Origin of the sequence: Rothia sp. ZJ932 (assembly GCF_016924835.1) — a bacterium.
In the GTDB taxonomy this organism is placed as follows: Bacteria; Actinomycetota; Actinomycetes; order Actinomycetales; family Micrococcaceae; genus Rothia.
In genome coordinates, this window is record NZ_CP070480.1 from 1,681,688 (window position 1) to 1,694,434 (window position 12,747).

The 12,747-nt window shown below is 53.5% G+C and carries 12 protein-coding genes and 2 tRNA genes; 2 read left to right on the plus strand and 12 right to left on the minus strand.

From position 1 onward, the window contains the following. Positions 1–130 precede the first annotated feature (130 nt). The 3 genes from JR346_RS07690 to JR346_RS07700 form a co-directional block, all read right to left on the minus strand. Positions 131–748: a hypothetical protein gene (locus tag JR346_RS07690; RefSeq protein ID WP_205482139.1), complete on the minus strand. Its 618-nt coding sequence runs from the start codon at positions 746–748 to the stop codon at positions 131–133. Positions 749–1,036: 288 nt separating this feature from the next. Beyond that, complete coding sequence (locus tag JR346_RS07695) at positions 1,037–1,354, minus strand: hypothetical protein (RefSeq protein WP_205482140.1); 318 nt, start codon at positions 1,352–1,354, stop codon at positions 1,037–1,039. A gap of 16 nt (positions 1,355–1,370) precedes the next feature. After that, positions 1,371–1,589 carry an AlpA family transcriptional regulator gene (locus JR346_RS07700; RefSeq protein ID WP_205482141.1) on the minus strand — a complete coding sequence of 73 codons (219 nt, stop codon included), beginning with the start codon at positions 1,587–1,589 and terminating at the stop codon, positions 1,371–1,373. Positions 1,590–1,694: 105 nt separating this feature from the next. On the opposite strand from JR346_RS07700, the gene JR346_RS07705 reads away from it, so the two are divergent. Beyond that, positions 1,695–2,597, plus strand: coding sequence for a helix-turn-helix transcriptional regulator (locus tag JR346_RS07705; RefSeq protein WP_205482142.1), 903 nt, complete (start codon positions 1,695–1,697; stop codon positions 2,595–2,597). 2 nt (positions 2,598–2,599) lie between these two features. After that, the gene (locus JR346_RS07710; RefSeq protein WP_205482143.1) at positions 2,600–3,775 is read left to right on the plus strand and encodes a site-specific integrase; all 1,176 of its coding nucleotides are present in this window, start codon (positions 2,600–2,602) and stop codon (positions 3,773–3,775) included. Positions 3,776–3,876: 101 nt separating this feature from the next. Here JR346_RS07710 and JR346_RS07715 read toward each other — a convergent pair. From JR346_RS07715 to dusB, 9 genes are all read right to left on the minus strand, one after another. After that, a tRNA-Ile gene (locus JR346_RS07715) sits at positions 3,877–3,950 on the minus strand. A gap of 70 nt (positions 3,951–4,020) precedes the next feature. Continuing rightward, on the minus strand, positions 4,021–5,250 hold the full coding sequence (locus JR346_RS07720; RefSeq protein ID WP_205482144.1) for a glycosyltransferase: 1,230 nt from the start codon (positions 5,248–5,250) through the stop codon (positions 4,021–4,023). Positions 5,251–5,425: 175 nt separating this feature from the next. Next, positions 5,426–6,292 carry a phage holin family protein gene (locus JR346_RS07725; protein ID WP_205482145.1) on the minus strand — a complete coding sequence of 289 codons (867 nt, stop codon included), beginning with the start codon at positions 6,290–6,292 and terminating at the stop codon, positions 5,426–5,428. Positions 6,293–6,416: 124 nt separating this feature from the next. Next, positions 6,417–6,881: an OsmC family protein gene (locus tag JR346_RS07730; RefSeq protein WP_205482146.1), complete on the minus strand. Its 465-nt coding sequence runs from the start codon at positions 6,879–6,881 to the stop codon at positions 6,417–6,419. A 385-nt stretch (positions 6,882–7,266) separates the two neighbouring features. Next, positions 7,267–7,339 (minus strand) — tRNA-Asn (locus JR346_RS07735). A gap of 130 nt (positions 7,340–7,469) precedes the next feature. Continuing rightward, entirely contained in the window at positions 7,470–9,371 is a 1,902-nt protein-coding gene (gene dnaG, locus JR346_RS07740) for a DNA primase (RefSeq protein WP_204877323.1), read from the minus strand. A gap of 108 nt (positions 9,372–9,479) precedes the next feature. Next, the gene (locus JR346_RS07745; RefSeq protein WP_204877324.1) at positions 9,480–10,808 is read right to left on the minus strand and encodes a deoxyguanosinetriphosphate triphosphohydrolase; all 1,329 of its coding nucleotides are present in this window, start codon (positions 10,806–10,808) and stop codon (positions 9,480–9,482) included. A gap of 22 nt (positions 10,809–10,830) precedes the next feature. Next, a complete protein-coding gene (locus JR346_RS07750) occupies positions 10,831–11,346 on the minus strand; it encodes a hypothetical protein (RefSeq protein WP_204877325.1) in 516 nt (171 codons plus the stop codon). Between the two features lie 86 nt (positions 11,347–11,432). Beyond that, on the minus strand, positions 11,433–12,614 hold the full coding sequence (gene dusB, locus JR346_RS07755) for a tRNA dihydrouridine synthase DusB (protein ID WP_240333914.1): 1,182 nt from the start codon (positions 12,612–12,614) through the stop codon (positions 11,433–11,435). Between the last annotated feature and the right edge of the window lie 133 nt (positions 12,615–12,747).

Below are 12,747 nucleotides of genomic sequence, written 5' to 3' on the forward strand. Positions count from 1 at the left end.
GTCCAAAGCAGCCGCAAACGGGATAGGTTCAGGCACAATAAAGGCATACCCACACACCGCCGTGACCTGCTCACCCACACGCGGTAAAGACTGCCCTGTGTGACGTAAAAGGTGCAGGTAGTCATCTGCATTAGGCAACACTCTCTACCCCCTGCCCGCCCTCAGCCGCTAGCGGGCGTGACTCCTCAAGTGCCCACCATGCCAGCAGCTCACCCAGTAACTGCCGAACCTCGCTAGCGGTCAAATCATCTTGAGGCACGCTCACTACATAGCGCGGTTCAAGAGCAGGGTTATTCTCAGGGTAGATAATGGCTGTGGTCTCTAGCAGTTCGTTCTTAATACCGGCGCGTTCGAAGTAGAACAGCTCACCGGTTGCCGCGTCTCCTGCCGGGGTAAACCCGGTGGGCACTTGAATATCCCCCACCTGTATTACTGGCACAGCGCCCTCAGCAGGTGCGCCGCTTGCCGTGGTTGTAGGGCGCTCACCGCTGCCGCTGGGTAGGGACAGGTAAACGCGCTGACACTCAGGACACACCGGCAACTGAGCATAAACCCCGCTAGCAGTAGCAGCAGCAACATTATCCCTACCCACTTCTAGGGACTCACTACACAAGGCGATAACTACCCCTGAACCGCGCTCTAAGGCACGCTCACACCCTACAACCGGGATATAGTGCAGATACTCAGCTGCCGGGCTTTGGTGTGCCTCACCAACAGATACGCTAGGGGTGTTGATAGTCTGATTCATAGCTAGATAGCCCTTTCAAGTAGTAGACACAACCCGAAACGGTAATGTCTGTTCTGGAAAATGAACCCCTTGTAATTGGGGTATCTGGTGGGGTTGCCCCCGCTAGTGGTCTTGCTGGACTCACTAGCAGGTTCACCCTTTTTGCGAGCGCTCGCGGTGCTTATCTTCTTGGCGGTTGATTCACCGTGAGCGCTTTTTTCATGCCCGCGCCGCTGTTCATAGAACCCGCGCGTATTGGGTTGTTTCGGTTTTCTCATTCCTTTTTATTCCTTACTAGGTGGCGGGTGCTTACGCCGTATGTTCCCCGTCTTGCTCAAGGCTTTGCAAGACCTGTTGAGCAATCAGGGGGCGACCTTGCCACACCGACAGTACGCCGCCGGTACGCGTTGATTTTGTATAGCCTATGAACTCAACGCACTTGAGCACCTGTTTATCTCGCATGATTGAACCCCATTTAGTGTGATGATTAGGTTCACCGACTGCTGGGGTGTGTAGTTCATCGGCGGTGAAGGTGCGCCCGGTGGTTGCTAGTTCTATGGCGCGGCGGGTGGCGCGGGTGCGCCATTCCAGCGAGCGCGGGGTTTCGAGGGCTAGGGGTGTTGCCACGTTTCCACCTGTCTTTCTACGCTGTCGCGTTCATGTGGGACTGTTCCCATTCGATTACGTCGCTGAGTCGGTAGCGTACGAGCCGCCCGCCGCCGGGTCTGAAAGATTTAGGGGCGACCCCTTTCATTTCCCAGACTCGTACGGTATTCAGCTTTACGCCCTCACGCGTTGCCAGCGCTTTAGCGTCAAGAATGACCTGCGTGGGGTCAGCCTGTTCAACAATTTTGGTTTGCATCTCACACTCTTGATTAGATTAGGACTGATTTAGATGAATATTAATCATCTTCAAAATATCGTATATCAACCCTAAAAAAATGGCAATACTTGCTACGATTAGGACATGACTACACGAAAAACCGCACCCGCCAAGGGGGAACAAAAGGTTTGGGCGCTAGAGTTTAGCGACCGAGTGGCTGCAAATCTGCGTGCATACCGCGAAAAGTTGGGCATAAGTGCCGAGAAGTTGAGTAGGCTAACGAGCGATACGGGCTACACCATTCCCCGCAGTTCGCTGGCAAATCTTGAATCAGGTGCTAAAAAATCAATCACAGCACATGAGCTAGCAGTTCTTGCACAGACGTTCGGCATCCCAGAACAAGCATTAATCTGGGACATCTTTGAACCAGCAAAGGAATTTTCCTTTTCCCCGAACAGTCCAAAAGTTCCTGGATACTTAGTTTTCTCTGAGCTAAATATAAGCCAGTTAAGATTTTCTTCAAATGCCCTACTCACAACACAACTATCTTTTGTGCAATCCCTGGCAGAGATAAGAAACCAAATTATGGAAAGCGCTTATCACGCGCGTGTGACTTATCCAAATCTTGCTAATAAAGCATACGCCTTAGACCAAGAAGCCCTAGCAAGAGATTTTGAACGTCAATGCAGAATTGGAGAACTAGAACATATATCGCTCAGTGCCGGGGTGGAGATACGAGCAAAAATGGCAGAGCAGCAACAAATAAAGATATGGGACATGTGGAAACAAGATATCTATATCTCTACTTTCCCGTTTGCGGTTTTCCAGATAGTCTATGATTTTGAAAATGACTCTGATAGTGAGCTGCCGACTGACTTTAAAGCGCCACTTGGAATGCCGAAAAAAGATATGCTCACATCGCTTGGCATTGAGACCGGGAACCATAAGAAAGTTATTCGTAATGAAGATTTTCCCAAATCTCCTTACTACCAGATTACCGAAGAAGACCGCGCACGGTTTTCTCCTAAAGTCTTTTGGGAGTTCTAAAAATGCCGCGCGAAGTTAAGCCGCTAGGGACTCACGGCAAAATCAAAACCACCGCGCTACCCAACGGAACCTACCAAGCAGACACCAGACTACGCACCCACACCGGGGAAATAGTCAGAGTCAGAGCCCGCGGCGCATCAGCCTACAAAGCAGAAACAGCGCTCAAAGCAAAAATTACTGAGTACAACGCACCCCACCGACACAACAGCATTCACCCCGGAACAAAAATAACCGAACTCGCCACCATCTGGTTCGAAAGATACAAGAGCGAGAACCGCGCGGTAAACACCCTCAGCCGCTATGAGGGCGTGATTACCACCTACATTATCCCGCGCATGAAAGGGCTAACCCTCAAAGAATGCAGCGCCGGAATTACTCACAACGTCCTCACCGGAATAAAAGACACCCACGGGTACAGCAGCGCCAAACAAACTAAAACAGTGCTCTCAAACATGTTCAATTTAGCCCGTGAGTACGACGCGATACAGATAAACCCAACAGCCGGGCTGAAACTCAAAAAAGAATCAGGGCACACCAAAAAGGCAGTAGACGCACTTTCACTAGACGAAGTACAGCGAGTCACCAGCGCCCTAAGCGGCGATATTCTCACCGTAGCTCAGGTCATGCTAGGCACAGGCGGGCGCATAGGCGAGGTACTGGCTCTACGGTGGCAAGACGTAGACCTCACGCCGGGACGAGCAGCAATACATTTCACCGGAACTTTCGCACAAGCCTACGCGGGCAAGCCAGCACACCGGCAGGAAATGACTAAATCAGATTCATCATTACGCATGGTCTTTATCCCAGATGAACTAGCGGCAATCCTACGTGACCGCGCTCAAAATCATATCCCGGCGTATGCAGAGTCTACAGCGTGGGCGACCTCTGACGCGTTCGTATTCCCCTCGGGTAAGGGGACGATACTAGACCCGAACAATTACCGATCCCGGTTCAGGAAACAGATTCAGGGTGCCAACTTAGGGCGGGATATATCGCCGCATATTTTTCGTAAGACGGTGGCGACTTTGGTAAGTAGTAATGATTCACTTGCTGTTGCGTCTCAGTTGCTCGGGCATAGCTCAGAAAAAATTACTGAGGAGTACTACATCAAGAAGCTCAGTGAACAGCCGAATGCGTCTAAAACTTTGGGTGTTCTTTTTGGTGCGCCGGTTTTGTAATTGGACAGTTCTTGGACACCTTAGGCAGTTCCAACCCCCGAATGAAGAACCCCCGCTTGACTGTTTAGCCTAGTCAAACGGGGGTTTTGCGTATTTATATGTAGGGCCTGCGGGACTTGAACCCGCGACCAAGGGATTATGAGTCCCCTGCTCTAACCAGCTGAGCTAAGGCCCCGTGGTAGTACGCACGACGCGCGCAACACACCTCTAGATTACCGCAAAGTCGCAGACGCGCAAAAAATACCCTAGCCGTGCGCCTTGCGCCGGTCGTGTACCTCCGCAAGAGCTTTATTGTAGTGCAGATTTGAAACGTAGAGGGACTCAAAAATCTGCCAGGTATTTTCAGCCCGATGCGGGGCAACCAGTGCTTTGCTGGCTTTTCCCATCTGCTGCCGCCCCTCATCATCCAGCAAAAGAATCGAGGCGAGCTTCTCCGCTAGATCCCGAGCGTTGCCCGGTTCAAAGAGGTAACCGTTTTCGCCCTCGCGCACCAGATGGGGCAGAGCAAGCGCGTCCGCCAACACCACAGGTAAGGACGCGCTGAGCGCTTCAAGGGTCACCAGCGACTGCAACTCGGCAGTACCGGGCTGGCAGAAAACATCCGCACGCAGGTAACCCGCGCGAAGCTCCTCATCTGAAACGTACCCCAAGAAACGCACGCGGTCACTTATACCCAGCTCATCAGCAAGCGCCGCTAGCTTATCGCGCTGCTCACCATCACCTGCGATCTCAAGCACCGCGTGGGAAAGCTCCGCAGGGAGCAAAGCGAAGGCGCGCAAAAGAACATCGATATTTTTCTCAACCGCTAGGCGACCCACAAAGTAGATGGACAGCTGATCGGGATTCTTCTCGATGCTCTCATGGTCCTGTAGCTCATAATCCCCGATTTCAATGCCGTTAGATACCGCAATCGCATCGCGCTTAAACACTCCAGAATCGTGCATCGCCTGCACCGCGATGGGTGTCGGGGTGGTCACCACCTGCACCTTGCGCAGCACCCTACCCATATCCCACCACAGACCCTTAGCGATAGCTCCCTGAGCCGCATGGGGAACAGGCAGAAACGGCGCAAGATTCTCAGGCATCATGTGGTTGGTAGCCACCACGCGAATACCGCGGCGAACCGCCTGAGCTGCCAGCACGCGTCCCACCACCAGATGGCACTGAAGATGCACTACATCAGGCTTAACCTCATCAAGAATTCGCCCCACCTCACGCCAGATTTCCCAGGGAGAACAGATCCGCAAATACTCGTGCGTGGGTACCTTATGAGAACGCAAACGGTGCTCAGTGATACCATCCTCAATCACACGGCGGACGCTAGAACCGTTCTCGGGGTTTGCCGCAACCACGTGTACCTCATGACCACGATCTCGCATAGCAAGAGCCAAACGGTGACCGAATTGCGCTGCCCCATTAACATCGGGCGGGTAGGTGTCAGCACCAATCATCACAGTCAAAGCAGGCGAAACCATCTCATACAACCTTTGAATCACTCGGCGGGGTTTTCAACGTATTCAAGAATACCCGGTATCACAGCCCTACCGATTCTTCACAACAGTTTTGGGCAGTAAATTACCCAAGGCACAAAAAACTGGCCCGTCACCCTATCCGGTGAAGAGCCAGTTTTATAAAGGGTGTTCACCGCTTTTATTTGCGGATCAGCTTACCCAAGAAAACAATGAACGCGGTCACCGAGGCAGCCAGTGTAGCAAGCGGCTGCCAGCGTGCCTGCAGGTTCTGCGCGTCAGAAGCATTGCGACCGATACGAGCACCAGCGTTTGCAACTCGTGAAGGAGTCTGCATCGCAGCCTGCTTTGAGTTATTGGTCAGGGTCGCAAGGTTAGTCTTGACCTGAGCGGTGTGACGATCGAAATCATCGCGCAGGCTCTTCATATGCTCACGGCGCTGCTGAGTGCGTTGCTTGAGCTGATCCTCGTTAGGTGCAGGAGCAGCAGGAGCCTTCTGTGAGCCGTCTTCGTTCGTTGATTCAGCCTTCTTCTCAGTTTCCTTCTGCCTTTCCTTCTCACGCATTTCGCTCTTGACGCGCTGGGAAGTCATTGCTGAGCCTTCCTTCAGAACACCAAGGTCGTAAAGAATACCGAAGATCGCAGATTCAGGCTTGAAAGGCAGCTGTTTCATAATCATCTTGTAGCCCGCAAACGCTAGGATTGCAGCAAGCACCAAGAAAATAAGAACCAGTACCAGTGCAGCAGCCCACGGAGGCATGAGCTTCGACAGACCAACAAACATCAAAATAACCAGTGCAATTGCCATAAGCAGAGCAAAGATAAGACCAACAACAGCTACTGCTGCGCCCTTGCCAACGGCAATACCCTTGTCTTTGAGCTCAAGTTTTGCAATCTGAACTTCGTCTTTAACCTGCTTGGGAGCAAGACGGGTCAGTACCTTACCCGCGTCAGCGACACCAGTAACGCTAGCTTTAATGCGTTTAATACTGGCACGCACGCCCGATTCGGCTCGCTCTGAACCGTTAAGGTTTTCGTGAGTGGACATATCCACCTCTCATTCATAGTAAGTCTACTTCTAAAAATACTTTACGCGTCTTTATCTAAGTTTAGGCTGATTTAGCAGAACACCAAAGCCCCACTGCAAGAAAACTCACTTTACTGCGAAACTTTTAGCCCTCTTCAGCGACAACTTCAACGGTTCCCGTTAGCGTCTTGTGAACTGGGCAACGGCGCGCAATCTCAAGCAGACGCGTCCGCTGTTCAAAACTCAGCGATTCAGCAAATTCAATGACGACGGTAAAACGGCTACGGCGCTCTTTGTTAGGCATTAGTTGAGCGCAGTGGGTTACCGAAACGCGTGTGTCACCCAACTCGATGTTCTTACGACGCGCGTACATACCAACAGTCATGAGAGTGCAGGACGCCAGTGCCGACTGAAGCATCTCGTAGGGGTTAGGACCCAGCCCCAAACCACCGGGGACGCTTTCCGGTTCATCCATGACCCACGCATAGTGCTTAGTCTGCACCAAGGTCGTGAAATCACCTTCACCAGTGGCTCGAACACTGACCATACCGGTAGGCAGCTCAGCGTCTGCTACTACCTCAATCTTTTCAGCAGAAATATTCTCAGTCATATTTTCTATTTTGACAGCTTTACCGCGCGTCCGGCATATTTCGCAGTTTTTACTGCGCGTAAAGGCGCATAACAGCGAAAGCGATACCCCCTCCAACGTGACCGTCTTCAGTTTTTCCGAGTGTGCGAGGAAGTAAAAAGCTGAAGACAGAAAGCCCGTACAAACCAAATCGCCAAGGCTGTACCCAGGGTAAATGGCGGGTGCCCTGTTTTTGGGCATGAAAAAAACGCCACCCACTTGGCTGTTTAGCCTAGTGAATGGCGGTTTGCTTGCTCCCCCGACTGGACTCGAACCAGCTGTCTTCAGTTTTTCCGAGCAAGCGAGGAAACAAAAAACTGAAGACAGAGAAACAAAAAGACTCAGCCGAAGCTGAGTCTTAGTTTTGCTCCCCCGACTGGACTCGAACCAGTAACCCTTCGATTAACAGTCGAATGCTCTGCCAATTGAGCTACGGGGGAATGTTCCCTGCGATATTTCAATCGCTGCAACGAGTAATAACTATACGCAGGTTTTTGGGGTGGTGCAAATCGAAAATAAATGAAGTGCATCACATGGGCTGGTTGTTGGTGTGAAAAGCTGGCGCTCCGTCTAGTCTTGCCCTTCCATGATGCGTCTGCGCGCGATTTCGAGCTGCATAAGCTCGCGTTGGATGCGTTGGAATTCTTCGGGTGCAGCATCGGCGTTGAGCCGTTGAATTTCCATGAGGAGGTCTGATTTTTGGCGGTTGATTTGTTGTTCGAAGAGTCGGTTGAGAATATCGCGGGCGTAGCGTGCTAGTTGCTCTTCGGTGGAGGCAGGTATGGGCGCGACGGTGAGTTCCGCGAGCAGAGGGTGTACAGGTTCAGGTGCGTAGGCGCGGATGGTATTAACCCAGGTTGCTCCGGGTTCTGGCCACATCTGTGCGGCGGCTCCGATGATTCCGCGTCCGAGTGCGGCGTGTACTGAGTAGCGGAAGCTGATTTTCGCGAGTTCTTGCCATTGCCCTTGTCCCAGAAGCTGCGGGCACTGAATGATGATTTCGAGCGCTTCGCGTTCCATGCGGGCTACTGGGTCACGCATATCGGGTTGCTCGAAGGCGTCCGCGCCGGTGGCTGGCGCCTGCTCTGTGGCAGGTTCGGTGCGGGTTTGCTCTGCGAGTCGGGCACGTTCGCGGGCTGAAACCTGTGGGTTTTGTAGCGCCCAGCTGACGGCTCGTTGTACCTCGTCAATGTCAAGTCCCAGCTGACCAGAAACTCGACGTATGTAGGCAGGACGCAGGGAGGAATCTTTGATTCCCGCGACGATGGGAGCAATAGCTCGCATGCCACGTACACGCCCTTCAACGGTGGTGAGGTCGAAGGTTCGCAAAGTAGCGTCGATAGCGAATTCAAAGAGCGGACGCCTCGATTTTACGAGGGCGCGCACCGCGGCATCCCCTTGTTCAAGGCGCAGATCGCAGGGATCCATTCCCGAGGCGGCAACGGCAACGAAGGTCTGGGCAACGAAACGCTGGTCATCTTCAAAAGCTGAGAGGGCTGCTTTCTGTCCGGCGGCGTCCCCATCGAAGGTGAAAATAACTTCTCCGCCGCTGCCGTCGTCCCCCATGAGCCTGCGAATGATTTTGATGTGCCCCTCACCGAAGGCGGTACCACTGGTAGCAACGGCAGTATCAATACCGGCAACATGCGCTGCCATCACATCGGTGTAGCCCTCTACGACAACAATTTGTTTCTTCTTGGCGATGTTGCGTTTTGCAAGATCGATACCATAGAGCACCTGGGATTTTTTGTAGAGCGGGGTCTCTGGTGTGTTGAGATATTTGGGGCCTTTATCGTCCTCGTACAGACGGCGAGCGCCAAAGCCTATTGTTTCGCCGCCGAGTGCGCGGATAGGCCACACGACGCGCCCGCGAAAGCGGTCGTAGAGCCCTCTGTTACCTTCTGAGAACATGCCGGTTTCGCGCAGTTCATCGTCGGTGAAGCCACGGGAACGCAGGAATGTGAGGAGGTTATCCCAACCTTTGGGTGCATAGCCGACACCGAACTTTTTGCAGGTTTCGGGGTCAAAACCTCGCCCGCCCATGAACTTTTGCGCTTCGCTAGCGGCGGGGGTATAGAGGTTGCGTTGAAAGAATTCCGCGGCGACTTTGTGAGCGTCAAGCAGTCGTTGGCGCTTACCGGTTTCGCGTTTGTCGGGTGCTTGCCCGGCTTCGTAGTGTAGCTCGTAGTTGATGCGAGCAGCGAGCTTTTCGACAGTTTCAGTGAAAGAGGTGTGGTCCATCGCCATGACGAAAGCGATGACGTCACCAGATTCTCCGCAACCGAAACAGTGGTAGGTGCCCATCTGCGGGCGCACGTGAAAAGAGGGCGTGCGCTCATCGTGAAAAGGGCACAGCCCTTTAAAGGAGCCGATACCGGCACCCTTGAGGGTCACGTACCCCTCAACGATCTCGCGGATGTCGGTGCGAGAACGAACCTCGTCTATGTCTTCACGTCGAATTAAACCTGCCACAGATAACAGTCTAGTCCACCTATGCCGGGGTAGAGCCGGTGCTTGCTGATAGCTCAAGATTTCATGCGCTCATACGCTAAAAGCACGTTGATCCCCTTTACTGAAAAGCTATCTTCCCGTTGTTGTTATCTGTTTGAAGAGATCAAGGGCTGAGCGGTCGGTGAGTGAAGCTACCTGGTCAATCACCAAGCGCAGACGTGCGGCATCGTCATTGGGACCTAGCTCTACGAGGTCTGCACGGAAAGTTCTATCAAGTAAAGAAGTGTCTTCAAAAAGCGCGGTAACAAGAACACCGAGGACGCTGCGCTGCTGTTCGTAGTGGGGCAGCGCGTCCCGCGTGGTCATCACGTAGGCGGTGGCAATCCCCTTCATCACCGCGATTTCGTGTTCAGTTTCAAGCGGAACAACAAGAGTAGCGTTGTAGCGTACCAAGGGATCGTTCCCGTATTTTTCACGGGTTGCATGTACGGCAGCGGCGGCAAAACGACCAATCACATCTGAGGTCAGGGCTTTGAAACCCGCCATGGACGCGCGCGAGCCGCTCATGTGTGTACCCCACCGATCAATGTTCTCTAAACGCATGAGGGCGGCGTTAAGCTGCTCGTCGGTGGCATTGGGTAGATACCACTGGCGGGTTTTCTCAAAGACCCGTTCGCGTGCAGCGGGGTCATTGAGGTGATGCAGCTGCACATGACCGCCGAATACCGCGTCTTCAACGTCATGCACAGAATACGAAATATCGTCGGCAAGGTCCATGACCTGAGCTTCCATGCACTTTTGAGTGGGTGCAGCACCTGCTGCCACTGCCTCAGAACGGAACCATTCAAACACCGGCATATCATCTGCATAAGCCCCGAACTTACGGTTGGGTTTGCCATCGGTACGAGCGGGCGCTGCCTCGCGCGTCCAAGGGTATTTGCAGGAGGCGTCCAAAGTAGCGCGGGTCAAATTCAGCCCGGCACTACCATCGTCATTGCGCATGACCTTGGGTTCTAGACGGGTGAGCAACCGTAAAGTCTGAGCGTTGCCCTCAAATCCGCCGGCGTCCTGCGCTAGCTCGTTCAAAGCAGTCTCGCCATTATGCCCAAAGGGCGGATGCCCCAGATCGTGCGAAAGACAGGCGGCATCCACCAGGTCAGGGTCGCAACCCAGCATGCGCCCTATTTCTCGACCAATCTGGGCAACCTCAAGCGAGTGGGTGAGTCGGGTGCGCACAAAATCATCGGTATTCGGATCCAGCACCTGAGTTTTAGCACCCAAGCGCCGTAGGGCAGAAGAGTGCAAAATTCTCGCGCGATCCCGCTCAAACGCCGAACGGTAGACGTTGCGATGGTGCTCAGGCACCCACCGCTGAACGTCCTGCTCGGTATAACCGGTAGAGCTACCAATTTCTGGAGGCTGCCCCGCATGAGGCTGGTGGTTCGACGTAAAACTCATGGTGGGCGTCCTTTCCTAATGCTTAAAGAATATCGCTATCGTCGTCAAACCCGTATTCGGGAGGGTAAACGATAGTTCCCGGCGCTAATTCAAAATCGGGGTTAAGATTGCGCACTAAGAAGTGACTGCGCTCGATGGGCGCTTCAGTTTTAATGCCCTCGTAGCGAGCAGGTTTAAAACCCAACTGAGCGAAGAAATCTGGGGTATGAACGGCATCTGCGTGCGCGAGTAAGCAGCTGGGAGTACCTGTACTCCGCGCGTCCGACTCTGCCCGCTGACTCAAGGTAGATAGTAGTTGCATGGACGCGCCTTCCTCCCCCGCAAGCCCAGCAAGAAGAAGGGTCGGGAAGCTACCAACCCAACACCGCACAAACGCAACGTGAGCTACTGCCACGCCGATTTCAGCGCCATTATCACGAGCAGTGAGCGAGTAGTGGGGCAACCAGATAGTGCGGTTTTCCTCCAGCTCACGGAGTAACGCTAAAGTTTCGGGGCGATCAGCGTAGAGGTGGGCGTAATCGGTCATAGCATCAAGCATAAAGAAAGTACCGTCTTCGGGCGAAAATATGAGCTGCTCCCCAAAGACGGTATTTTCGCTTTAAGACGGTACATTTGAGGGGTGTTTTACCCGCCTGAGATGTCCAGCTCGGCGCCCACCAGACCCAAGCGTTCGGCGTCTCCCAGAATCCGCGAGTTTAGCCACCCATCGGGCAGGTGCGGTTTCTTCGGTGATCCAGCGCGTCCACGGGAACCTTCTACCGAGGCACCGGGATAGCCAATGGAGTGATCCAGTTCTGATAAGTATTCGCGCAAGGTCGCCAGATCAGGCACGGTTGCCATCTTGGCACGCAGCTGACCGCCCACCGGGTAGCCGTGAAAGTACCAGGCAACATGTTTACGGATTTCGCGCAGCCCCTTGAGTTCATCACCAAAAGTCTCCACCAGCAACTCAGCATGGCGGTAAATCATATCGGCAACTTCGCTCACGCCGGGGCGATGGCGCTCTTCAGAACCCTCAAACGCATTCTGCAAATCACCAAAAAGCCACGGACGACCCTGGCAACCGCGTCCAATCACTACGCCGTCAATACCTGTTTGCTCAACCATATCGATAGCGTCCTCAGCGGCGAAAATATCACCGTTACCCAAAATGGGAACATCGGGAATCGCTTCGCGCAGCTCTGCAATAGCATTCCAGTCTGCCTTGCCCGAGTACCGCTGTTCCAGGGTGCGACCGTGCAAAGCGATACCAGCGACGCCGGCGTCTCGAGCAATTTTTGCTGACTCAATAAAAGTTAGGTGGTCTTCATCGATACCCTTACGCATTTTGATAGTCAGCGGAATATCGTTACGCGATGCTTCTTTGACTGCGTTCTGCACGATGGCGGTGAAGAGGTCAGTCTTCCACGGCAGGGCAGAGCCACCACCAAGCTTGGTAACCTTGGGGACGGGGCAACCAAAGTTCAGATCGATGTGTTCGGCGCGGTCCTCTTCGACCAGCATGCGCACAGCCTTACCAACGTTCACCGCGTCCACACCGTAAATCTGCACCGAACGGATTTTCTCATCATCATCGTGTTCGATAATGCGCAAAGACTCGGGATTGCGTTCCACCAACGAACGGGCGGTCACCATCTCGTTGACGTAGAGCCCTCCCCCGTACTCACGGCACAGGCGACGAAAGGCCTTGTTCGTCACCCCAGCCATGGGAGCAAGAATAACGGGCACGTCAATAGTGTGCTTACCCAGGTGCAAGGGAGGCAGCTTGAGCTGCTTTGAGCGAGAGGTATCGATAGTTTCAGTCACCTAGCAATTTTCGCATACTCAGCGTATGCGTGGGGTTTGCGGCAACTCACAACAGAAAAAGCTAGTTTTAGAGCAAATGAGGGGCGCGCCTCTATTGCCACATACGGCAGGTCAAACAAGAGAGCCCCCCCCC